General features: G+C 68.8%; 21 protein-coding genes and 1 pseudogene. 9 read left to right on the top strand and 13 right to left on the bottom strand.

Going from position 1 to position 20,482, the window contains the following annotated elements; genetic code table 11:
• The 3 genes from BM345_RS28410 (at position 1) to BM345_RS28400 (ending at position 5,175) form a co-directional block, all read left to right on the top strand.
• On the top strand, positions 1-3,261 hold the full coding sequence (locus tag BM345_RS28410; protein WP_093386899.1) for an efflux RND transporter permease subunit: 3,261 nt from the start codon (positions 1-3) through the stop codon (positions 3,259-3,261).
• Positions 3,262-3,278: 17 nt separating this feature from the next.
• Positions 3,279-4,727 (top strand): efflux transporter outer membrane subunit, encoded by a 1,449-nt coding sequence (locus BM345_RS28405; protein ID WP_254790041.1) that lies wholly within the window; start codon positions 3,279-3,281, stop codon positions 4,725-4,727.
• A 76-nt stretch (positions 4,728-4,803) separates the two neighbouring features.
• A complete protein-coding gene (locus tag BM345_RS28400; RefSeq protein ID WP_139237662.1) occupies positions 4,804-5,175 on the top strand; it encodes a hypothetical protein in 372 nt (123 codons plus the stop codon).
• A 6-nt stretch (positions 5,176-5,181) separates the two neighbouring features.
• Here BM345_RS28400 and BM345_RS28395 read toward each other — a convergent pair whose 3' ends face one another.
• Positions 5,182-6,036: an ABC transporter six-transmembrane domain-containing protein gene (locus BM345_RS28395; RefSeq protein ID WP_093386892.1), complete on the bottom strand. Its 855-nt coding sequence runs from the start codon at positions 6,034-6,036 to the stop codon at positions 5,182-5,184.
• 86 nt (positions 6,037-6,122) lie between these two features.
• On the opposite strand from BM345_RS28395, the gene BM345_RS29985 reads away from it, so the two are divergent.
• The 4 genes from BM345_RS29985 (at position 6,123) to BM345_RS28380 (ending at position 9,084) form a co-directional block, all read left to right on the top strand.
• Positions 6,123-6,326 carry a hypothetical protein gene (locus BM345_RS29985; protein ID WP_139237661.1) on the top strand — a complete coding sequence of 68 codons (204 nt, stop codon included), beginning with the start codon at positions 6,123-6,125 and terminating at the stop codon, positions 6,324-6,326.
• A 113-nt stretch (positions 6,327-6,439) separates the two neighbouring features.
• The gene (locus BM345_RS28390) at positions 6,440-7,264 is read left to right on the top strand and encodes an undecaprenyl-diphosphate phosphatase (RefSeq protein WP_093386889.1); all 825 of its coding nucleotides are present in this window, start codon (positions 6,440-6,442) and stop codon (positions 7,262-7,264) included.
• Between the two features lie 171 nt (positions 7,265-7,435).
• Complete coding sequence (surE, locus tag BM345_RS28385) at positions 7,436-8,395, top strand: 5'/3'-nucleotidase SurE (protein WP_093386887.1); 960 nt, start codon at positions 7,436-7,438, stop codon at positions 8,393-8,395.
• Positions 8,396-8,406: 11 nt separating this feature from the next.
• Complete coding sequence (locus BM345_RS28380) at positions 8,407-9,084, top strand: hypothetical protein (RefSeq protein ID WP_093386884.1); 678 nt, start codon at positions 8,407-8,409, stop codon at positions 9,082-9,084.
• A 21-nt stretch (positions 9,085-9,105) separates the two neighbouring features.
• Here BM345_RS28380 and msrA read toward each other — a convergent pair whose 3' ends face one another.
• The 4 genes from msrA to mutS form a co-directional block, all read right to left on the bottom strand.
• Positions 9,106-9,846: a peptide-methionine (S)-S-oxide reductase MsrA gene (gene msrA / locus BM345_RS28375; protein ID WP_093386882.1), complete on the bottom strand. Its 741-nt coding sequence runs from the start codon at positions 9,844-9,846 to the stop codon at positions 9,106-9,108.
• 116 nt (positions 9,847-9,962) lie between these two features.
• On the bottom strand, positions 9,963-10,763 hold the full coding sequence (locus BM345_RS28370) for an alpha/beta fold hydrolase (protein WP_093386879.1): 801 nt from the start codon (positions 10,761-10,763) through the stop codon (positions 9,963-9,965).
• A 43-nt stretch (positions 10,764-10,806) separates the two neighbouring features.
• A complete protein-coding gene (locus BM345_RS28365) occupies positions 10,807-11,634 on the bottom strand; it encodes a proteasome-type protease (RefSeq protein ID WP_093386877.1) in 828 nt (275 codons plus the stop codon).
• A 41-nt stretch (positions 11,635-11,675) separates the two neighbouring features.
• Positions 11,676-14,309 carry a DNA mismatch repair protein MutS gene (mutS, locus tag BM345_RS28360; RefSeq protein ID WP_093386874.1) on the bottom strand — a complete coding sequence of 878 codons (2,634 nt, stop codon included), beginning with the start codon at positions 14,307-14,309 and terminating at the stop codon, positions 11,676-11,678.
• Positions 14,310-14,400: 91 nt separating this feature from the next.
• On the opposite strand from mutS, the gene BM345_RS28355 reads away from it, so the two are divergent.
• Both BM345_RS28355 and BM345_RS28350 read left to right on the top strand, forming a co-directional pair.
• Positions 14,401-14,997 (top strand): dihydrofolate reductase family protein, encoded by a 597-nt coding sequence (locus tag BM345_RS28355; RefSeq protein WP_093386872.1) that lies wholly within the window; start codon positions 14,401-14,403, stop codon positions 14,995-14,997.
• Positions 14,994-15,344: a GlpM family protein gene (locus BM345_RS28350; RefSeq protein WP_093386869.1), complete on the top strand. Its 351-nt coding sequence runs from the start codon at positions 14,994-14,996 to the stop codon at positions 15,342-15,344. Before BM345_RS28355 ends, BM345_RS28350 begins: the two co-directional genes overlap by 4 nt.
• Before the next feature lie 48 nt (positions 15,345-15,392).
• Here BM345_RS28350 and BM345_RS28345 read toward each other — a convergent pair whose 3' ends face one another.
• The 8 genes and pseudogenes from BM345_RS28345 to BM345_RS28310 all read right to left on the bottom strand — a co-directional run.
• Entirely contained in the window at positions 15,393-16,622 is a 1,230-nt protein-coding gene (locus tag BM345_RS28345; RefSeq protein ID WP_093386866.1) for an amidohydrolase family protein, read from the bottom strand.
• A 9-nt stretch (positions 16,623-16,631) separates the two neighbouring features.
• Positions 16,632-17,270 (bottom strand): flavin reductase family protein, encoded by a 639-nt coding sequence (locus tag BM345_RS28340; RefSeq protein ID WP_093386863.1) that lies wholly within the window; start codon positions 17,268-17,270, stop codon positions 16,632-16,634.
• A gap of 161 nt (positions 17,271-17,431) precedes the next feature.
• Entirely contained in the window at positions 17,432-17,845 is a 414-nt protein-coding gene (locus BM345_RS28335; RefSeq protein WP_139237660.1) for a GAF domain-containing protein, read from the bottom strand.
• A 177-nt stretch (positions 17,846-18,022) separates the two neighbouring features.
• Positions 18,023-18,397 carry an RT0821/Lpp0805 family surface protein gene (locus BM345_RS28330; RefSeq protein ID WP_093386857.1) on the bottom strand — a complete coding sequence of 125 codons (375 nt, stop codon included), beginning with the start codon at positions 18,395-18,397 and terminating at the stop codon, positions 18,023-18,025.
• A gap of 81 nt (positions 18,398-18,478) precedes the next feature.
• The gene (locus tag BM345_RS28325; protein WP_093386855.1) at positions 18,479-18,835 is read right to left on the bottom strand and encodes a DUF1428 domain-containing protein; all 357 of its coding nucleotides are present in this window, start codon (positions 18,833-18,835) and stop codon (positions 18,479-18,481) included.
• Positions 18,836-18,866: 31 nt separating this feature from the next.
• Complete coding sequence (locus BM345_RS28320; RefSeq protein ID WP_093386852.1) at positions 18,867-19,856, bottom strand: SDR family oxidoreductase; 990 nt, start codon at positions 19,854-19,856, stop codon at positions 18,867-18,869.
• Positions 19,857-19,865: 9 nt separating this feature from the next.
• Positions 19,866-20,183 (bottom strand): plasmid stabilization protein, encoded by a 318-nt coding sequence (locus tag BM345_RS28315; protein WP_093386850.1) that lies wholly within the window; start codon positions 20,181-20,183, stop codon positions 19,866-19,868.
• Between the two features lie 119 nt (positions 20,184-20,302).
• Positions 20,303-20,482 (bottom strand): annotated as a pseudogene (locus BM345_RS28310) (twin-arginine translocation pathway signal protein); the annotation flags it as partial.

Here is a 20,482-nt window from a genome sequence, read left to right as displayed (position 1 = left end):
ATGAATTTGTCGCGCCCCTTCGTTGAGCGGCCGATCGCCACGGTGCTGCTGACCATCGGCCTGGCGCTGGCGGGCATGATGGCCTTCTTCGTGCTGCCGGTGGCGCCACTGCCGCAGGTGGACTACCCCACCATCTCGGTCAGCGCGAACATGGCCGGGGCAAGCCCCAGCACCATGGCCTCCAGCGTGGCCACGCCGCTGGAGCGCTACCTGGGCGTGATCCCGGGGGTGAACGAGATCACCTCCAACAGCTCCAACGGCTCCACCCGCATCACGCTGCAGTTCGACCTCAGCCGCAACATCGACTCGGCCGCGCGCGAGGTGCAGGCGGCCATCAATGCGGCGCGCGTGGACCTGCCGGCCACGCTGCGCAGCAACCCCAGCTACCGCAAGGTGAACCCGGCCGCCTCGCCTGTGATCATCCTGGCGCTCACTTCCAAGACGCGCACGCCGGGGCAGATCTACGACGCGGTCTCCAACATCGTGAGCCAGCGCCTCTCGCAGGTCGAGGGCGTGGGCGACGTGGAGATCGGCGGCGGCTCGCTGCCGGCGGTGCGCATCGAGCTGGAGCCCTATTCGCTCAACCAGTGGGGCATCAGCACCGAGGACGTGCGCGCCGCCATCCAGGCCAACAACGCCAACCGGCCCAAGGGCGAGGTGCAGAGCGGCGACCGCCGCCTGCAGATCTACACGCCGGCCCCCGGCCTGCGCGCGGCCGACTACCGCGACCTGGTGATCGCCTGGCGCAACAACGCCGCGGTGCGCCTGCGCGACGTGGCGAAGGTCGACGACAGCGTGGAGAACACCCGCACCGTGGGCCTGTTCAACGGCGCGCCGGCGGTGGTGGTGCTGGTCACGCAGCAGCCCGGCGCGAACATCATCGAGACGGTGGACAGCGTGCGCGCGCTGCTGCCCGAGCTGCGTGCGCAGCTGCCGGCCGACATCGCGGTGCAGGTGGCCTCGGACCGCACCAACTCCATCCGCGCCTCGCTGCGCGAGGTGGAGCTGACGCTGATGATCTCGGTGGGCCTGGTGGTGCTGGTGGTGGGCCTGTTCCTGCGCCGCGCCCGCGCCACCCTCATCCCGGCGGTGGCGACGGTGGTGTCGCTCATGGCCACCTTCGGCGTGATGCACCTGCTGGGCTTCTCGCTCAACAACCTCAGCCTGATGGCGCTCACCGTGGCCACCGGCTTCGTGGTGGACGACGCCATCGTGGTGCTGGAGAACATCCAGCGCCACATCGAGGCCGGCATGGGCCGGGTGGAGGCGGCGCTCAAGGGCGCGCGTGAGGTGGGCTTCACGGTGCTGTCGATCAGCCTGTCGCTGGTGGCGGTGTTCATTCCGCTGCTGTTCATGGGCGGGCAGGTGGGGCGGCTGTTCTCCGAATTCGCGATCACGCTGTCGGCCTCGGTGATGATCTCGCTGGTGGTCTCGCTCACCACCACGCCCATGATGTGCGCGGCGCTGCTGCGCCCCGACAGCTACTACAGCCGCAACCCGCCGGGCCGTTTCGGCCGCGCGGCCGAGCGCGGCTGGGACAGGGTCATGCGTGCCTATGCCGCGAGCCTGGACTGGGCGCTGGCGCACAAGGCGCTGGTCATGCTCACGTTGCTGGTGGTGATCGGGCTCAACTACGCGCTCTTCAACGCCATCCCCAAGGGCTACTTCCCGCAGCAGGACAACGGCCAGATGGTGACCGGCATCCGCGCGGACCAGAGCATCTCCTCCGCCGCGCTCACCGAGAAGCTGCAGCAGGCGGTGGACATCATCCACGCCGACCCGGCGGTGGACACGGTGGTGGGCTTCGCCGGCGGCTCGCGGGCGGGCGGCGGCTTCATGTTCGTCAACCTCAAGCCGGTGGGCGAGCGCGACGTGAAGACCCAGCAGGTGATCGACCGCCTGCGCCCCAAGATGAACGAGATCCCGGGCCTGCGCATCTTCCTCGGCCCGGTGCAGGACCTGCGCATGGGCGGGCGGCGCAGCAACTCCACCTACCAGTACACGCTCAAGAGCGACAACCTGGCGGACCTGCGCACCTGGTCCGCGAAGCTGACAGAGCGCATGTCGCAGTATCCGCAACTGGCCGACGTGGACGGCGAGAGCAGCGACAACGGCGTGGAGACCTTCGTGCAGGTGGATCGCGACCAGGCCGCGCGCCTGGGCGTGAACACCACGGCGCTCAACAGCGCGCTGTACAACGCCTTCGGCCAGCGCTCGGTCGCCACGATCTACAACGACCAGAACCAGTACTCGGTGATCATGGAATGGGCGCCGAAGTACCAGCCCTCGCCAGTGGTGCTGGCCGACCTGCACGTACCGTCGACGCTCAACAGCAGCACCAGCGCCGCCACCGGCGCCACGGTGCTCAGTTCGGTCGAGAACAAGACGGACGCCAGCTCCGGCACCTCGACCACCACCTCGGCCAACCCCGGCTCGCGTGCCTCGTCGGCGGGCCAGGCACTGGCGACCAGCACCACGGCGCTGGTGCCGCTGTCCACCTTCGCCAGGCTGGCAGAGCGCGCGGTGCCCAGCTCGATCAGCCACCAGGACACCGAGCTGGCCAGCACCATCTCCTTCAACCTGCCCGACGGCGTGGCGCTGGACGACGCCAAGCGCGCGGTTCAGCAGGCCGAGGCCGACATCGCCATGCCCATCAACGTGCGCGGCAGCTTCCAGGGCACGGCGCGCGCCGCCGGCGAGAGCAACTCGCAGCAACTCATGCTGATCTTCGCGGCGGTGGTGGTCATCTACATCGTGCTGGGCATCCTGTACGAAAGCCTGATCCATCCGCTGACCGTGCTGAGCACGCTGCCCTCGGCCGGCGTGGGCGCGGTGCTGGCGTTGATGCTGTTCCGCATGGAGCTGTCGATCATTGCCCTGATCGGCCTGTTCCTTCTGATCGGCATCGTGAAGAAGAACGCCATCCTCATCATCGACTTCGCGCTGGAGGCCGAGCGCTCGCGCGGGCTCACGGCCACCGAGGCGGTGCGCGAGGCCTGCCTGCTGCGCCTGCGGCCGATCCTGATGACCACCATGGCCGCCATGCTGGGCGCGCTGCCGCTGGCCATCGGCTTCGGCCTGGGCTCGGAGCTGCGCCAGCCGCTGGGCGTGGCCATCATCGGCGGGCTGCTGGCCTGCCAGCTGCTCACCCTGCTGACCACCCCGGTGGTCTACGTGCTGCTCGACAAGCTGCGCCGAAAGAGCGGCGACGAGCGCGCACTCAGCCGCGCCGGTGCCGCCGACCAAGCTGCCTCGGCATGACCCGATCCATCGAACCCATGAACCACCGCTTCCGTCCCTCCTTCGTCCGCGCGATCGTTGCCGGCGCTGCCCTGGCCGTGCTGGCAGGCTGCGCGGTCGGCCCCGCCTACCAGCGGCCCGACGCGCCCACGCCGGCCGCCTGGAAGGAAGCACCCGCGGCCGCCGGCTGGGCGCCCGCGCTGCCGGCCGACGCGCTGGCGCGTGGCGAGTGGTGGAAGCTCTTCGACGATCCGGGCCTGGACGAGCTGGCCGAGAAGGTGCAGGTCTCCAACCAGAACATCGCCGCGGCCGTTGCCAACTACACGCAGGCGCAGGCGGCGGTGCGCGAGCAGCGCGCCTCGCTCTTTCCCACCGTGGCATTGACCGGCGGCGCGCGCCGCAGCGGCGAGCGCAGCCCCGGCACCACCAGCGGCAGCGCCAACGTGGCCCTTGGCGCCTCGTGGGAGCCCGACCTGTGGGGCCGCCTGCGTGAATCCGTCAGCAGTGCCCAGGCGGCGGCGCAGGCGAGCGAGGCCGACCTGGCCTCGGCGCGCCTGTCGATGCTGGGCGAACTGGCCATCAACTACTTCTCGCTGCGCGAAGCCGATGCCGAGCTGGCCGTGCTGGCCACCACCATCGAAGGCTACGAGCGCTCGCTGACCATCACGCGCAACCGCTACGAGGCCGGCATCGCGGCGCAGAGCGACGTACTGCAGGCCGAGACCCTGCTGGCCAACACCCGCGCGCAGTACGCATCCACGGAGCGCACGCGCGCCGCGCTGGAGCACGCCATCGCCGTGCTCACCGGCGCGCCACCTTCGGGCTTCTCGGTGGCCAAGGCGGCCTGGACGCCGGTGGTACCGAGCGTGCCCAGCGGCGTGCCTTCCGAGCTGCTGCAGCGACGTCCCGACATCGCCTCGTCCGAGCGGGCGGTGTCGGTGGCCAACTCGCAGATCGGGATCGCCCGCTCGGCCTACTACCCCAGCTTCAGCCTCGACGCCTCGCTGGGGCGCAGCAGCACGCGGGTGTCCGACCTCTTCAACGCCTCGAACACGCTGTGGTCGCTGGGCCTGTCGGTGGCGCAGGTGGTGTTCGACGCCGGCGCCATCGATGCGCGGGTGGACCAGGCCAATGCCTCGCGCGACGCGGCTATCGCCCGCTACCGCCAGACGGTGCTGTCGGCCTTCCAGGTGGTGGAGGACCAGCTCAGCGCCGCCATCAGCCTGGAGCAGCAGTTCAAGCAGTACACCATCGCCTCGCAGGCGGCAGACAAGACCGAGCAGCAGATCATCAACCGCTACCGCGCCGGCCAGGTGGGCTACACCGAGGTGGTGGTGGCGCAGGCCTCGGCGCTGAACGCGCGGCGCAACGTGCTGCAGCTGCAGGTGGCCCAGCAGTTGGCGGCCATCGCGCTGATCCAGGCGCTGGGTGGCGGCTGGCAGGCCGAATGGCTGGCCCAGGCGTCGGCGGCCGCCCACGCGCAGTAGGCCGGGCGGCCGGCATTGCGTCCAGGTCCGGTAGTACTAAACTATTCCTTCGTTTACAACGACAAGGAGTGGCTCCGTGCGTACTCCCACTGCAATGGCGAAGCCGGGCCTGCCGGCAGGCGGCGAGATGGGTGCGCACCTCGCGTCGCCCCCGGATGCCGAGTTCTGTGAGCGTGTGGTGCGGGCGATCTGGCAGCGCCTGGACGCCCATGACCTGGTCGACCACGCGGTGCGCGAGCACCTGGCCGAACTGCTCGATCCGCTGGTGGCGCTGCCGCTGGACGGGCGGCCGCAGCGGCTGGTCCATGCCTTGCGGATGCCTGACCCGATCGACGCCGCACAGCTGTACTGGCTCACCCGGCGCCTGCTGACGCTGGTGCCAGAGCTGCAGGCCCTGTTCCAGGCGGGCGGCGAGCACGGTGGCGAGCGACCGCAGCTGCCGCACTGAACGCTTTCAAAGCCGCGTTCGCACGTCCTTCAGCCGCGCCAGGTTGTTCACCAGCGTGGGCACGTGGTTGAGGCTCTCCAGGTAGTCGTACACATAGGCCAGCACCGCGTAAATGGCGCCGGCCGTGAAGGCGGGCGACTGCGTGAAGTCGATCAGGATGAAAACCAGCGCGGCGATGGTGCACAACTCCGTGAGCGCCCAGGTCCACGACTCCGCATCCGACAGCATCACCCGCCAGCGCCGCATCAGCCAGAAATGGCGGCGCACGCGGAAGGGCCGCAGCGACTCGATGTCGTCCACCTCGCGCTCCATCTGGTTGTTGATGCCCTGGTTGAGCCGCAGCGCCTTGCGCCAGTACCAGGCGTTGACCAGTCCCATGGGCAAGAGCACCACGAGCGCGATGAGGCCCGCGTCCGTGTCGTAGGTGAAGAGCATCGCCAGCGAGCCCACGATGGTCACCGCGTGGCGGAACATGTCGGGCACCTCGGTCTCGAAGAAGCCGACGATGTCCCGCACCATCTCCACGCGCGCCGACACGGTGCTGGTGCCGTGGCCCAGTTCATGTTGCTGCGCCACCATGTGCGAGGCGATCTTCGCGTTCAGGCCCATGAAGACGCGGGTGTCGTAGCGCTGGCGGCCGAAGGAGATCACCAGGTGCAGCAGCCACACCGCGACCAGCATGCCGAGGTAGCGAAAATCGCGCTTGACCAGGCCGTCCACCGCCAGGCCGGTGAGGGCGGGGTAGGCCAGGGCGCAGGCGTTCTCCACCAGCGTCAGCGTGTAGGTGAAGGCCACCGCGCGCCGGCCTTCGCGCAAGATGCGGGCGATGCCCGGATCGCCCTTGTGACGGCCTTGCGACATGCGTGTGGAATTTTTCACGGGACGCAGCCCTTGGTATTAATTGCCCATCCGTGGGCAATACTTTAAGTTTACATTTCGATGCAACCATGAACACTTATCCCACCGTCCTCCAGGCAACCGGCGTTGCAAGAACGCTGAGTAAGTTCTCGGCTTGCACCATCGTGGTCTACAAGACCCCCGATGCCAAGTTCGTGACCGCACGACCCAACGACCTGGTCCAGGGCGGCGAGATCGACAGCGTCTACCGCAACGGCTACCTGGTGCCGACGCTGCTGAGCAAGTCCCGCTGAGGGCTGCAGTGACGCGATCGATGCGGCCCTGCGGCCGGTGCCGCTGCCGCCTGTTCAGGGCAATGCACAGACGCTGGCGATAATCCTGGCTCTTATCGACCTAGGAGCGCACGTTGGATCTGGTTTTGCTGGCGAAGGCCGCCGTCATGGGCATCGTGGAGGGGCTCACCGAATTCCTCCCCATCTCGTCCACCGGCCACTTGATCCTGGTGGGCTCGCTGCTCGGCTTCGACGACAACAAGGCCAAGGTCTTCGACATCGCGATCCAGACCGGCGCGATCTTCGCGGTGATCCTCGTCTATTGGCAGAAGATCCACTCGACGCTGGTGGCGCTGCCCCGCCAACCCAAGGCGCAGCGCTTCGCGCTCAACGTTTTCGTCGCCTTCCTGCCCGCCGTGGTGCTGGGCCTGGCCTTCGGCAAGGCGATCCAGGCGCATCTGTTCACCCCGGCCGTGGTGGCTTCCACCTTCATCGTCGGCGGCTTCGTGATCCTGTGGGCCGAGAAGCGCCCGCCCGGCTCGGTCCGTGTGGAGAACGTCGACGACATGACGATCTGGGACGCGCTCAAGGTCGGCCTGGTGCAGTGCCTGGCGATGGTGCCGGGCACCAGCCGTTCGGGCGCCACCATCATCGGCGGCATGCTGCTGGGGCTGTCGCGCAAGGCGGCCACCGAGTTCTCCTTCTTCCTGGCCATGCCCACCCTGATCGGTGCCGGCGTCTACAGCCTCTACAAGGAGCGCGCGATGCTGTCCATGGCGGACCTGCCGCTGTTCGGCGTGGGGCTGGTCTTCTCCTTCATCAGCGCCTGGTTCTGCGTGCGCTGGCTGCTGCGCTACATCTCCACGCACAACTTCATCCCCTTTGCCTGGTACCGCATCGTGTTCGGCATCGTCGTGCTGGCCACCGCGTGGAGCGGTGCCGTGACGTGGGTGGAGTGATCCGGGCCCCGCGCTTTCCTGATCGGGTCACCGCCCCTGTCGCCTGCGTTGCACTGCAGGCGCGCACGACACGCCGCTGTCACGAACCCTGTTGAAACTTCCCGGGCACGCGCTCGTTCTGCCTCGCAGACGGGCGCGTGCCTTTGTTCATTGCAATCAGGGAAGCACAGCATGAAATTCAAGAAGAAGCTCGCAGCTCTCGCGCTGCTGGGCGGCGGCCTCAGTCCGGCCTTCGCCCTCAACGTCCTCATCACCAACGACGACGGCCTCACCAGCAATCTCAAGGCGCTGTACGACGCGGTCAAGGCTGCCGGCCACGACGTCGTGGTGTCGGTGCCCTGCACCGGCCAGAGCGGCCGCGGCGCGGCCATCGTGATGTACAGCACCAGCGTCATCGTCCCGGACAACGACAAGACGCAGGTCGAGGCAGAGGGCGGCTGCCACAACGGCGCCGCGCCTGCGGGCGCGCCGGCAGTGGGCCCCTTCACCAAGGCCGGCTACACCAACGGCGACTTCTACTACGTGCACGGCACGCCGGTCATGGCGACGCTCTACGGCCTGGACGTGGTGGGCCAGGCCCGCTGGGGCAAGGCGCCCGACGTGGTGCTCTCGGGCCCGAACGAAGGCCAGAACCTGGGCAAGATCATCAACAGCTCGGGCACCGTGGGCAACGCACAGACCGCGGCCAGCCGCAACATTCCGGCCATCGCGCTGAGCGCCGGCTCCGACACCACCGACAACGCCGGCCTGGCCAATCCGTACTCGGCCGTGGTCGGCAAGCTGAGCGTGGACCTGCTCAAGTCGCTGCAGGCCAAGGCCGTCGGCGGTGCGCTGCTGCCCGCCGGCCTGGCGCTCAACGTCAACTTCCCGAACAAGCCCACCGCCGACCTGAAGTTCGCCTTCTCGCGGGTGGGCAGCTTCGACGCCTACGCGCTCAAGTTCAACAACGCCGTGCCCTATGGCCTGGGCATCAGCCTGAACACCCAGCGCCCGAACGCCGACCAGGCCGAGGACGAGTCGGTGGTCTCGCAGACCAGGGTGTCGGTGACCGCCATGCAGGTGGGCTTCGAATACCGCCCGGCCGGCCAGCAGTGGCTGCGCCTGCGCCTGTCCGACCTGTTCGCGCAGTGAACGGGGGGCGCATGAGCAATTCCCTCGTCACAGGGGCCGCGCTCGCGGCCATCGCGCTGATGCTCTTCGGATGCGGCGGCGGACACGACGGCAATGCAGGCGACGGCCGCACGCCCGCGGCCACCGCGCCCAAGGTGTCGGTGCAGGACCTTTCCACAGGCAGCTACACCGTGAGCGTGGGCGATGCCAACGCACCCACGGTGGGCAAGTACTACGCCGGCGACGACGGCAGCCGCCTGCTTCTGCTGGCCAAGGCCGACGACAGGCTGGGCACCCTGTACCGCCGAGACCCCGGCGCGTCGACCTGGGTGGCGGTGCCGGCTGCAAGCGCCGATGTTCAGCTCACGCTGCTGCGCGGCGACGCCCTGCCTGCTCAGGCCGTGGACCTGGCGCAGCTGGCCGGCAACTACGTGGCGGCGCTGGGCGATGGCTCCGCCGTTCGCTTCGCGCTGGCGGCTGGCGGATCGATCACGGCGGGCGACGGCGGCTGCAAACTCAGCGGGCAGGTGGGCGAAGGCAAGCTGCCGTCCACGCTCAAGCTCACGCTGAACGCGAGCGCGGCCTGCGCAGGATTGCCTTCCAGCAGCAACGGCGCGCTGGTGATCGACAGCGACTACACGCCTGCGCGCTTCAGGCTGGTGGCCGACAACGGTTCTCAGGCGCTGGACCTGTGGTCCTACAGGGAGTGATGGCCTTCTGAAGACGGGGCGCTAGGGCGCGCTTCCGACCAGCACCGGTTCCGTCCGGTACAGCTGCGGAAACTGCTTCTTCAGCGCCTCGATCTTCGGCAGGTCGTTGTAGACGATGTAGGGCTGCGTCGGATGCCGCACCAGGTAGTCCTGGTGATAGGCCTCCGCCGGATAGAAGGCCTTGCCTTGCTCGATGGTGGTGACGATGGGGGCGCCGAAGGCGGCCGCGCCGCCCAGCTGCGCGATGTAGCTGCGCGCCGCGCTCGCCTGCTCGGGCGACTGCGCGAAGATGGTCGAGCGGTATTGCGTCCCCACGTCCGGCCCCTGGCGGTCCAGCTCCGTGGGGTCGTGGGCCACCGAGAAGTAGATCTGCAGGATGCGCCCGTAGCTGATGCGCCTGGGGTCGAACTCGATGCGTACCGCTTCGGCATGGGATGTCACGCCGGCGCTCACGATCGGATAGGTGGCGCTCTTCGAGTCGCCGCCTGCGTAGCCCGAAGTGGCACGGGTCACTCCCTCCACGTGCTGGTACACGGCCTGCACGCCCCAGAAGCACCCACCGGCCAGCACGGCGGTCTCGGTGCCGCTGGCGCTGGCCGGGGCATTGCCCTTGTCGTCGGCCGGCGCCGGAATGACGACAGCCTTGCCCGAGCCGCCTGCGGCGAAGGCCGGGCCACCGCCGTGGAAGGCCCAGGCGGCCAGACCGGCGAACAGGGCGACGGCCGCCCAGCGCGAACCGATCTTGAGGGTGGATGCTTTCATGGCGGGCTCCGGCAAAAAACGTTGCGGGTGGTGCGCAATCTAGTTCGTCGCCTGAGGCCTGCTGGTTACAGGGTCTCCATGCGCGGCCGCGCCTGGCCATGGCCGGTGCGCACGGCCTACAGCAGGTTGCGCAGCGAGGCCTCGACGGCCGCCGCCGTCGTGATGGGCTTTTCCATGGGAAAGAGGTGCGTGCCGTCGAGCATGGTCATGCGGCCCTTCGTGACCTGCTCGGTCATTGCCAGGCCCACGCGCTTCATCTCCACCGAATGGCGCCCGCCGATGAAGGCCGCCTTGCACTTGAGCGGATGCTTGCGCAGCAGGCCGCTCAGGTTGTGCGGCAGCGTGTCGTAGATGGTGGTCTCGACGTCGCGGTCGAAGCTCAGCTGGCGCGAATCCTCGGCGTCGAAGGTGCCGTGCTCGATGTAGTCGCGCAGCACCCGCTCGTCCCACTTGGCGAAGGCCTTCTTGCTGCGGAAGTGCTCGAACACCGCGTCGCGGTGCTCCCACTGGTTCTTTCGCTTTCGGCTGATGGCGCCGGGCGAGACGCTCTTCATGAGCGGGGTGCGCTTGGCCAGCTCCAGCGCGCCGGCGCGCCAGCCGCCCAGGATGGGCGAGTCGATCAGCACCACGCCGCGCGCCAGCTCCGGATGGCGCGCCGCGCACATCAGGCTGAGGAAGCCGCCCAGCGAGTGGCCCACCAGGAACACCGGCCCACCGGCGAACTCCACCCGCTCGCGCGCGAAGTCGGCCAACTGCTGCACCAGGTGGGGCCAGTTGTCGGTGACGGGGTACTTCGGGTCGTGCCCGAACTTCTCGATGGCGTCCACGTCGAAGCCGCGGTTGCGCAGGCTGTCGAGCATCACGCGATAGGTGCTCGCCGGGAAGCTGTTCCCGTGCGAGAAGACGATTGGGGGCATAAAAATAGAAGGACACGGCGCAAAGCGCCGTGTTGTCCTCCGTTCAGATCAATTTCTCGTCCGGCGTCGAGATCTTCTTCAACGCGCCGTGGCGCGTCGCCGGCATGCGCAGCGGGTGCTGCGTGAAGCCGCCGTCCCACACCGGGTCCTCGATGCTGTCGAACACCTCGCGCAGCTTCTGGCCCCAGCTGTTGTGCAGCATGCGGTAGTAGGGGTTCTCTGCGTCGATGCAGATCACGCGGTCGGTCGAGAGCTGGTTGGCCTCGTACACCACCAGGTCCAGCGGCAGGCCCACCGAGAGGTTCGACTTCATGGTCGAGTCCATGGACACCAGCGCGCACTTGGCCGCTTCGTCCAGCGGGGTGTCGGGCGTGAGCACGCGGTCGAGCACCGGCTTGCCGTATTTCGATTCGCCCACCTGGAAGTAGGGCGTCTCGGTGGTGGCCTCGATGAAATTGCCGGCCGAATAGACCATGAACAGGCGCATGCCCTCGCCCTTGACCTGGCCGCCGAAGATGAAGGAGACGTTGAAATCCAGCCCCGCCTGCTTGAGCGAGGCCGCGTCGCGCTCGTACACGTGGCGCACCGCCGAGCCCAGCACCCGGGCCGCGTCGAACATGCTGGGGGCGTTCCAGATGGTGATGGGCGGGCTGTCCTCGGTCTCGCGCAGCTCCTCGATCTGCAGGATCTCGCGCACCGACTGCGAGATGCTCAGGTTGCCGGCCGACAGCAGCACCATGAAGCGCTCGCCCGGCTGCTCGTACACGATCATCTTGCGGAAGGTGCTGATGTGGTCCACCCCCGCGTTGGTACGCGAGTCCGAGAGAAACACCAGTCCGGCGTTGAGTTTGATGCCTACGCAGTACGTCATGGGGCTGGCGGGTTGTTGGAGTGGGTTCTGGGCCGGTGTCTTCACTGTAGTTCGCGCCGGCGCAACTTCTGCAAGGCGTAGAGCGCGTCCAGCGCCTCCCTGGGGCTCATCGCATCGGGGTCGAGCGCGGCCAGGGCCGATTCTACGGCGCTGGGGGCCCGGGCCTCCTCGGCGGGCGGGGGCGCGAACAGGTCCACCTGCGCCCGCGTCTCGCTCTGCTGGGCCTCCAGCGCGCCCAGCGCCTTCTGCGCATGGTTGACCACGGCCGCCGGCATGCCGGCCAGGCGCGCCACCTGGATGCCGTAGCTGCGGCTGGCGGGGCCGGGGTGCATCTCGTGCAGGAAGACGATGTCGCGGCCCGCCTCGGTCGCGCTCACGTGCATGTTCACCGCCTGGTGGTGGCTGGCCGGGAATTCGGTCAGCTCGAAGTAGTGGGTGGCGAAGAGCGTGAAGGCGCGCGAGCGGTCGTGCAGGTGCGCGGCGATGCCGGCCGCCAGCGCCAGGCCGTCGAAGGTGCTGGTGCCGCGGCCGATCTCGTCCATGAGCACCAGGGACTGCGCGGTGGCGCCGTGCAGGATCTGCGCCGCCTCGGTCATTTCCAGCATGAAGGTGGACTGTGCATTCGCCAGGTCGTCGGCCGCGCCGATGCGGGTGTGGATCGCGTCGATGGGGCCCAGCCTGCAGGCGGTGGCCGGCACGCAGGAGCCCATCGAGGCCAGCAGCACGATGATGGCGATCTGCCGCATGTAGGTGGACTTGCCGCCCATGTTGGGCCCGGTGATGACCTGCATGCGCTGCTGCGGACCCAGGCGGGTGTCGTTGGCGATGAAGCTGCCGGCCGACTTCTCCGCCAGCCGCGCCTCCACCACCGGGTGGCGACCCTGCAGGATCTCGATGCAAGGGTGCGCCACGAATTCGGGCGCGTTCCAGTTCAGCGTGTGGGCGCGCTCGGCCAGGGCGCACAGCGCATCCAGCGAGGCCAGCGCGAAAGCCACGCTGGTGAGCGGCTGCACGTAGGGCTGCAGCGCGTCGAGCAGCTGCTCGTAGAGCCATTTCTCGCGCGCCAGGGCGCGGTCCTGCGCTGACAGGGCCTTGTCCTCGAAGGTCTTGAGCTCGGGCGTGATGAAACGCTCGGCGTTCTTCAGCGTCTGGCGGCGGCGGTAGTCGTCGGGCACCCTGGATAGGGCGCTTTGCGTCACCTCGATGTAGAAGCCATGCACCCGGTTGAACTGCACCCGCAGGTTGGCGATGCCGGTGCGCTCGCGCTCGCGCACTTCCAGTTCCAGCAGGAAGGCGTCGCAGTTCTCGCCGATGGCGCGCAACTCGTCCAGGTCGGCATCGAAGCCTTCGGCGATCACGCCGCCGTCGCGCACCAGGGCCGAGGGCTCGGCCCTGAGCGCGCGCACCAGCAGTTCGGCGCAGCCCTCGGGCGGCGACAGCTCCTGCGCAATGCGCTCCAGCAGCGGCGTGCCGCGCGGCAGCACCGGCGCGAGCTGGCGAGCCTTTTGCAGCGCCAGGCCCAGCGCCACCAGCTCGCGCGGCTTGACCTGGCGCAGCGCGATGCGGGCGGCGATGCGCTCCACGTCGCTGGTGGCCTTGAGCTGCTCGCGCAGGCCGCGCCATTGCGGCAGGGCGGTGCTTGCATCGGGACGGCCCAGGGCGGCGATGGCATCGAGGCGCTCGCGCGCCGCCGTGCGCTCGCGCCGCGGCGTCAGCAGCCAGCGGCGAAGCATGCGGCTGCCCATGCCGCTCATGCAGGTGTCCAGCAGCGAGAAGAGGGTGGGCGCGGCTTCGCCGCGCAGCGTCTGCACCAGCTCCAGGTTGCGGCGCGTCGTGGCGGGCAGGTCGATGAACTCGTCGTCCTGCTCCACCACCAGGCGCTGCACGTGCGACAGGGCGCGGCCCTGCGTGTGCTCCGCGTAGCCCAGCAGCGCGGAGGCGGCGGCCTGCGCCTGCGTGAGCGCCTGCGCGTTCCAGGCCGACAGCGTGGCGGCGCCCATGAGTTCGGACAGGCGGCGCTCGCCCAGGCCGCCGTCGAACTGCCAGGCCGGCCGCACGGTGAGCGTGTACGCAGCGGCGCTGCGGGCGTCCTTCAGCCGCTGCTCGAAGGCTGGCGTGACCTCGGCGCTGTAGATCAGCTCGCTGGGGCCGATGCGCGCCAGCCAGGCCTCCAGCTCGTCGGCCTCGAATTCGGCCAGGTGCATCTGCGCGCCGGTAACGCTGAGCCAGGCCGCGCCGCAGGTGTTGCGGGCGCTGGCGTGGACGGCCAGCAGCAGCGAGTCGGTCTTGTCGCTGAGCAGTTCGGCCTCGGTCAGCGTGCCGGGCGTGACCACGCGCACTACCTTGCGCTCCACCGGGCCCTTGCTGGCGCCCACCTCGCCCACCTGCTCGCAGATGGCCACCGACTCGCCCAGCTTGATCAGGCGCGAGAGGTAGGCGTCGACCGCGTGGAAGGGCACGCCGGCCATCACCACCGGCGCGCCGGCCGACTGGCCGCGCTGGGTGAGCGTGATGTCCAGCAGGCGCACCGCCTTCTCCGCATCGGCGTAGAAGAGCTCGTAGAAGTCGCCCATCCGGTAGAAGAGGAGCGTCTCGGGGAAGTCGGCCTTGAGCTGCAGGTACTGCTGCATCATGGGCGTGTGCGCACTCAGGTCCAGGGCGGCGGCGGAAGTCATACGGGGAGAAAAAAGCGGTCTGGGCGGTGAGGGACAGCCCGGAACTATACGGGGCTCGGCAGCGGCGTTCCGATTCTCTAAACTGCCCCGGATGCGCACCCAGTACTACACCGCCGCGAGCCTGGACGGCTTCCTGGCCACCGAGGACCATTCCCTGGAATGGCTGTTCCCGCTGGTCGACATCCAGGACACCAGCCTGCCGCAGTTCATGGAGGGCGTGGGTGCCCTGGCCATGGGTTCGTCCACTTACGAGTGGATGCTGCGCCACGTGATCCATGCGCCCGGCGGCGGCTCGCCCTGGCCCTACGCGCAGCCCACCTGGGTGTTCAGCAGCAGAAAGCGCGAGGCGGTGCCGGACGCCGACATCCGCTTCGTGCAGGGTGACGTGCGCCCGGTGCACGAGGCGATGCGCGGCGCGCTGCAGGGCAGCGGCAGGAACATCTGGCTGGTGGGCGGCGGCGAACTGGTCGGGCAGTTCTTCGACGCGGGCCTGCTGGACGAGATCATCGTGCAGGTCGGCTCCGTCACCCTGGGCAGCGGCGCGCCGCTGCTGCCGCGCCGCATCGCGCTGCCGCGCCGGCTGGAGCTCACGCAGGTGCGGCGCTTCGGGCCGGGCATGGCCGAGCTGCGCTACGACGTGCTGCGCGAAGGCGCGCCACCCGCGGCGCCCAAGGGGGCGGGTGCATGACTTCGCTGTTTCTCAAGTGCCTGCTGGGCGCGTTGGCTGTGCTGCTGATTGCGCTCTTGTCCAGGACGCGCAACTTCTTCATCGCCGGCCTGGTGCCGCTCTTTCCGACCTTCGCGCTGATCGCCCACTACATCGTGGGCAGCGAGCGATCGGTGGCCGACCTGCGCACCACCGCGCTCTTCGGGCTGTGGTCGCTGATTCCGTATGCGGTGTACCTGCTCGCGGTGTACTGGCTGAGCGTGCGCTACTCGCTGGCCGGCACGCTGGGCCTGGCGACGGTGGCCTGGGTGCTGGCAGCCGTCGTGCTGCTGGCGGCCTGGACGCGTCTTCATCCAGCCGCTGCCTGAACCGCGCCCTTGCCCGAAGCGGCCAGCCGTGCGGGCCGGACCTGAGTCTCAGGCGAGGGCTGCGTCCGCGATCAGCACCCCGTCGCGCGCCACCACGCGCCCACGTCGGATCACGGTGCGCTCCAGCGGGCAGCTCACCACCGCGTGGGCGATGCTCTCGGCCGGCAGCAGCAGCAGGTCGGCGTCGCATCCCGGCGCGATGCCGTAGCGCTCGCCCAGGCCGAGGGCCTTGGCGCCGCCGTGGGTGACGATGTCGAAGGCATCGGCCAGCTGCTCGTCCTTGCTCCAGCCGAAGCGCATGGCGATGAGGCGCGCGCGGTCCAGCATGTCGCCGTTGCCCATGGGCGACCAGGTGTCACGCACGTTGTCCGAGCCGGAGCACACGTTCACGCCGCGGCTGCGCAGCATGGCCAGCGGCGGCGCCATGAAGTGCGAGGGCGCGCAGCTCATGATGGAGATGCCCGCCCGCGCCAGCCGGTCGGCCAGCGGGTACAGCTCGGCCGGGGCGAAGGCGCCCAGCGCGTAGGCGTGGCTGATGACGACCCGGCCGGCCAGGCCGTGCGCCTCGGTCATGTCGGCGATGCGTTCGATCTCGAAGCGTCCCAGCTCGCCGCCGTCGTGCAGGTGAATGTCGATGCCGCGGCCGAAGCGCACGGCCAGGTCGAACACGGCTTCCAGGTGCCGCACCGGGTTGTGGTCGATGCCCGACGGATCGATGCCGCCCACCACCTCCAGGCCCAGGGCCAGCGCGTGCTCCATCAGGTCGGCGGTGCCGGGCGCGGTGATCAGGCCGGCCTGCGGGAAGGCCACCAGCTGCATGTCCACCAGGTGCGCATAGCGCTGGCGCAGGGCCAGCATCTCCTCGATGCGCGCGATGCCGAAGGCCGGCTGCACGTCGACGTGGCTGCGAAAGTGCAGCGAGCCGCGCGCCACGCAATGCTCGATGAGCGGGCCAGCGCGCTCGGCCAGCGAGAGCGGGAAGTCCTTGAGCACCGCCTGCTCGTTGGCGATGCGGTGGTTGCGCGTGGGGCCCGAACTGTTGGGCCGCCAGGGCGCGCCCCACAGGGTCTTGTCGAAGTGGATGTGCGATTCCACCAGCGCCGGCAGCAGCATCAGGCGGCCTTCGCCGTCGGCCAGCGTGGGCAGTTCGGGCGGCGCAGTGCCGGCGGGCAGCAGGGCGGCGATGCGCCCGTTCTCGATCAGCAGGTCGGCCAGGCCTTCGTGGCCCGGCGGGCGCACCCGGCGGATGGCCGACGGGGCGGCAGCGGCAGGAGTCATCCGCCGAGCTTAGCCCAGCGAATCGATGGCGTTGACCTCGTGCGGCGCTTCCATGGAGAAGCGGTCGCGCGTGCGCACGTAGAAGCTGGCACCGAAGCGCGCCACCGGAAAGTAGTTCTGCAACCGCACCCGGTAGCGCTCCAGGTCGATCAGGTCCTCGCGCGCATGCAGCCACAGCACCTCGCCGATGAAGATGTGGCGGCTGGCCGTCTCCAGTTTCTCCGAGAGGCGGCATTCGAAGGCCACCGGGGCCTGCGCGATGCGCGGCGGCCGCACCGAGCGGGAGGGCGCCGGCGTGAGGCCGACCGCGTCCAGCTCGCTGTGGGTGGCCGGCAGGCGCTCGCCGCAGCGGTGCATCTGCTCGGCCATGGGCTCGTCGGCGATGTGCACCACGAACTCGCCACTGGCCAGGATGTTGGCCGAGGTGTCCTTGAGCAGGTCGTCCTGCAGCTTGTTGATGCTGATCATCAGGATGGGCGGGTCCTCGCCCAGCATGTTGAACATGCTGAAGGGCGCCGCATTGATGACGCCCTCGGCGCTCTGCGTGGTGACCAGGGCGATCGGGCGCGGCACGATCAGGCTGGCCATCAGCTTGTAGCGCTGGTAGGCGGTGATGGCGGAGAAGTCGATTTCGGTGGATGCGGTCATGGCAGGGCAGGCAGGCAAGGCGCTAGCGCCATATTGTCGACAAAATCGATCCTGGGATGTTGACATTGACTGCATGCAATTGTCATGCCTCCCTGGCGCGGACGAAAAAAACGGCGCCTGAGGCGCCGCTTTTTCGAAGGAGGGAGTTTGGTCGCGATGTGTCAGGACGGAATGCCGTGCGCATCGGCGCCATCGATCAGGCGCGCGGCCAGGCGGGCCGCCATGTCCAGCCGCCGCACGTCGCGCTCGTCCAGCTGGCCGTCGGGCTGGGGATGGAAGAAGCACAGCATGCCCATGATGTGGCCGTCGGCCAGCCGCACGGGGGCGCCGATGCCGGCCCCGGCCGGCTTGCTCTGCGCGGGGTCCATGTCCGGCTCGGCGACGAAGCGCACCACGATGCCGAGGTCGGCTTCCAGCAGGCGCACCAGCCCGGCCATGGCCTGGTCGGCCAGGGGCATGAGAGCGGGTGCGGTCTCTTCTTCCTCGATGTCCCGGCGCCGCGGGCTGCTCAGGGTGCGGTGGGCGTCGCCCATCCGGAGCAGTCGGGGGACCACGAATCCATCTGCAAAAGCCATATCGGTTTCCTGTTCCGTTGTTCTTGTTGCTCGCCTCGGATGGGCGCGGAAACGTCGAATCGGCGCAGTGCGTGTTGGCAGAGGGAAGACGCGGGCCGGCGACGCCCGCGTTTTTGCCTCAGACGCGTGCGGGCGTCTTCCCCAAAGGAGGGGATATGGGTTTACCCGGATCAGGCTTCAGGGCCTTAGCGCCCATTTGCCGGTGCTGCTGTCCCTGCAGAAGCTGTAGACGCCCTCGTCGCGCATGTTCCGGAAGCTGTTGGCAATGCGCAACCTGCGGCAGGGGCGGGCGCTGGCCGAATCATCGCCGCCGGCCGGGGTGACCGTTCCGGCCGCGCCGGTCTTGTCGTTGGTCCATTCCAGCGCCGGACCATCTGCCGGACCGGCCAGCGCCTTGTTGACGGTGGCGCGCAGCATCCGGAAATCAGCCGCGTTGAAGCGCGAGGCCGGGCTGTTCTTCAGGAAGAGCAGGTCCGCGCCCTGGGCCCAGGCGGGCAGGCCGGGAACGGCCAGGCAGGCTGCGATCAGGAAGGGCGCGCAAAGTCTTTTCATGGCGGAGGGCTCCGAGTTCTTCTCCCGGGCATTGTGCCGGGTCGGCAGCAGCTCCGCGTGCCTGCGTTCAGCCGTGCGGCGTCACAGGTCGACCACCACCTCGAAGCCGCCGAAGATCATTCGCCTGGTGTCGAAAGGCGCGTCCTTGGGCTCCATCATCTCCTTCATGCGCGGGTCCTTCATGACCTTGTCGTTGACCTCGTCGCGCTTGGCGCGCGACTCGTAGGTGATCCAGGAGAAGAAAACCACCTCGCCCTCCTCGAGCTTCACGCTCTGCGGAAAGGAGGTGAGCTCGCCGGGCTTGACGTCGTCGCCCATGCACTCGCGAAACTGCAGGGCGCCGTGCTCCAGCCAGACCTTGCCGGCCTTGAGCGCCATGTCGCGGTAGGCGTCGACGTTCTTGCGCGGAACCGGGACGACGAATCCATCTACGTACATGCGAGTCTCCAGTCTTGTTGCGGGAAGGGAGTCAGATCGCGCCGACGCTGCCGGTCACCGGCAGCACGATACCCGTGATATAGCTCGAGCAGCAGGGCGCAGCCAGGAACACGTAGGCGGGCGACAGTTCCTCGGGCTGCGCGGGACGGCCCATGTCGGTCTTCTCGCCGAAGTGCGCGATCTGCTCGGGCTGCTGGTCCGCCGGATTGAGCGGCGTCCACACCGGCCCGGGCGCCACGGCATTCACGCGGATGCCCTTGGGCAGCAGGTTGCTGGCCAGCGACTTGGTGAATGCATGGATGGCGCCCTTGGTGGACGCATAGTCCAGCAGGTGGCCGCTGCCTTCCAGCCCGGTGACCGAGCCGGTGTTGATGATGCTGGCGCCCTCCTTCAGGTGCGGCAGCGCGGCGCGGGTCATGCGGAAGTAGCCGCCGATATTGGTCTGCAGCGTGAGTTCGAGGCGTTCGTCCGACAGGTCCTCGATGCCGGCTGCATGCATCTGGAAGGCTGCGTTGTTGACCAGCAGGTCCAGGCGGCCGAAGGTCTTCACGGTCTTCTGCACGGCCTTCCTGCAGAAGGCGGCGTCGCGCACGTCGCCAGCAATGAGGAGGCAGCGCTGGCCTTCGTTCTGGACGTGCTTGTGCGTCTCCTTCGCGTCCTCGTGCTCATCGAGGTAGACGATGGCCACGTCCGCGCCTTCGCGAGCGAACAGCACCGCCACCGAGCGGCCGATGCCCGAATCGCCGCCGGTAATGAGGGCCGTCATGCCTTGCAACTTGCCGCTGCCCCTGTAGTCGGGCGCACGGAAGCGCGGACGCAATTCCATCTCCGCCTCGATGCCGGGCTTGCGCAGGTGCTGCTGCGGCAAGGGGTTGCGCGGCTCCTCGTGGTGCCCGGCCTGCATCGGAGATTTCCGGGGCTTGCCCTTGGCCTTGCTGCGGTCCTTGGCGTCCTGCTCGCGCTGGATCGTTCGCTGCTTTTCGACGACCGCGCGCGTGCCAGGTTTCTTCTTGCTCGCCATGCGTGCGTCTCAGTGGGAGCGCGAACGCGCGGCCGCGTTTCGCTTGCGCGTGGCAGCTGCCTTCTTGGCCGAGGCCGAGCGATCGGCCGCCGAGCGCGCCGCCGACGCGCGTCCGCCTACCTGGCCGCCCTTGCGCGAGGCGCTGTGGTTCTCCGGCTTGCCGCGGCCCGAGCCGCTCTTCTCGCCGCCGCTTTCCTTGTTCACCGTGGCCCAGGCGCGGCGCTCGGCCTCGTTCTTTCCGACCCCGCGGTCCTCGTAGCCTTCCTCGATGTGCTCGGCCTTGCGCTTCTGCTTGTCCGAATATGCCGACTTGTCGCCTCTGGGCATGGTCGTCTCCTTCACAGCATGCGAAAGGCCCCATGCTGCGCCCGCACGCCACGCGGGCGTGTAGGAGCGGTCCTCGGTTGCCGGTCGGCGGGAAAGGGCGCCGCGCGGGCAGTGATCGCCTAGCGTTGCGGCATGTCCTTGAAGGAGTAACCAAGGCTCACGGTCGCGTCTTCCGGGATGGGTGGCATGGTGCCGTTCCAGGCCTCCCAGGCCGCGCGCATCGCGTCCAGGCGCTGCGGCTCCTTCCTGCCCAGGTTGGCGCGTTCGCGCTCGTCCTGCGGGATGTTGAACAGGTAGTC

Source organism: Variovorax sp. OV329 (assembly GCF_900114785.1).
Classification (GTDB): domain Bacteria; phylum Pseudomonadota; class Gammaproteobacteria; order Burkholderiales; family Burkholderiaceae_C; genus Variovorax.
This window is presented reverse-complemented; position numbering and strand designations above follow the sequence as displayed.

What these genes read in the sequence shown, in the direction of transcription:
- mutS (WP_093386874.1), bottom strand. Translation starts at nt 14,309, where the DNA reads ATGACTTCCGCCGCCGCCCTGGACCTGAGTGCGCACACGCCCATGATG.
- BM345_RS28340 (WP_093386863.1), bottom strand. Translation starts at nt 17,270, where the DNA reads ATGACCGCATCCACCGAAATCGACTTCTCCGCCATCACCGCCTACCAG.
- BM345_RS28330 (WP_093386857.1), bottom strand. Translation starts at nt 18,397, where the DNA reads ATGAAAAGACTTTGCGCGCCCTTCCTGATCGCAGCCTGCCTGGCCGTT.
- BM345_RS28405 (WP_254790041.1), top strand. Translation starts at nt 3,279, where the DNA reads ATGAACCACCGCTTCCGTCCCTCCTTCGTCCGCGCGATCGTTGCCGGC.
- BM345_RS28355 (WP_093386872.1), top strand. Translation starts at nt 14,401, where the DNA reads ATGCGCACCCAGTACTACACCGCCGCGAGCCTGGACGGCTTCCTGGCC.
- BM345_RS28365 (WP_093386877.1), bottom strand. Translation starts at nt 11,634, where the DNA reads ATGACGTACTGCGTAGGCATCAAACTCAACGCCGGACTGGTGTTTCTC.
- BM345_RS28315 (WP_093386850.1), bottom strand. Translation starts at nt 20,183, where the DNA reads ATGCCCAGAGGCGACAAGTCGGCATATTCGGACAAGCAGAAGCGCAAG.
- surE (WP_093386887.1), top strand. Translation starts at nt 7,436, where the DNA reads ATGAAATTCAAGAAGAAGCTCGCAGCTCTCGCGCTGCTGGGCGGCGGC.
- BM345_RS28380 (WP_093386884.1), top strand. Translation starts at nt 8,407, where the DNA reads ATGAGCAATTCCCTCGTCACAGGGGCCGCGCTCGCGGCCATCGCGCTG.
- BM345_RS28370 (WP_093386879.1), bottom strand. Translation starts at nt 10,763, where the DNA reads ATGCCCCCAATCGTCTTCTCGCACGGGAACAGCTTCCCGGCGAGCACC.
- BM345_RS29985 (WP_139237661.1), top strand. Translation starts at nt 6,123, where the DNA reads ATGAACACTTATCCCACCGTCCTCCAGGCAACCGGCGTTGCAAGAACG.
- BM345_RS28345 (WP_093386866.1), bottom strand. Translation starts at nt 16,622, where the DNA reads ATGACTCCTGCCGCTGCCGCCCCGTCGGCCATCCGCCGGGTGCGCCCG.
- BM345_RS28395 (WP_093386892.1), bottom strand. Translation starts at nt 6,036, where the DNA reads ATGTCGCAAGGCCGTCACAAGGGCGATCCGGGCATCGCCCGCATCTTG.
- BM345_RS28335 (WP_139237660.1), bottom strand. Translation starts at nt 17,845, where the DNA reads ATGGCTTTTGCAGATGGATTCGTGGTCCCCCGACTGCTCCGGATGGGC.
- msrA (WP_093386882.1), bottom strand. Translation starts at nt 9,846, where the DNA reads ATGAAAGCATCCACCCTCAAGATCGGTTCGCGCTGGGCGGCCGTCGCC.
- BM345_RS28410 (WP_093386899.1), top strand. Translation starts at nt 1, where the DNA reads ATGAATTTGTCGCGCCCCTTCGTTGAGCGGCCGATCGCCACGGTGCTG.
- BM345_RS28350 (WP_093386869.1), top strand. Translation starts at nt 14,994, where the DNA reads ATGACTTCGCTGTTTCTCAAGTGCCTGCTGGGCGCGTTGGCTGTGCTG.
- BM345_RS28325 (WP_093386855.1), bottom strand. Translation starts at nt 18,835, where the DNA reads ATGTACGTAGATGGATTCGTCGTCCCGGTTCCGCGCAAGAACGTCGAC.
- BM345_RS28320 (WP_093386852.1), bottom strand. Translation starts at nt 19,856, where the DNA reads ATGGCGAGCAAGAAGAAACCTGGCACGCGCGCGGTCGTCGAAAAGCAG.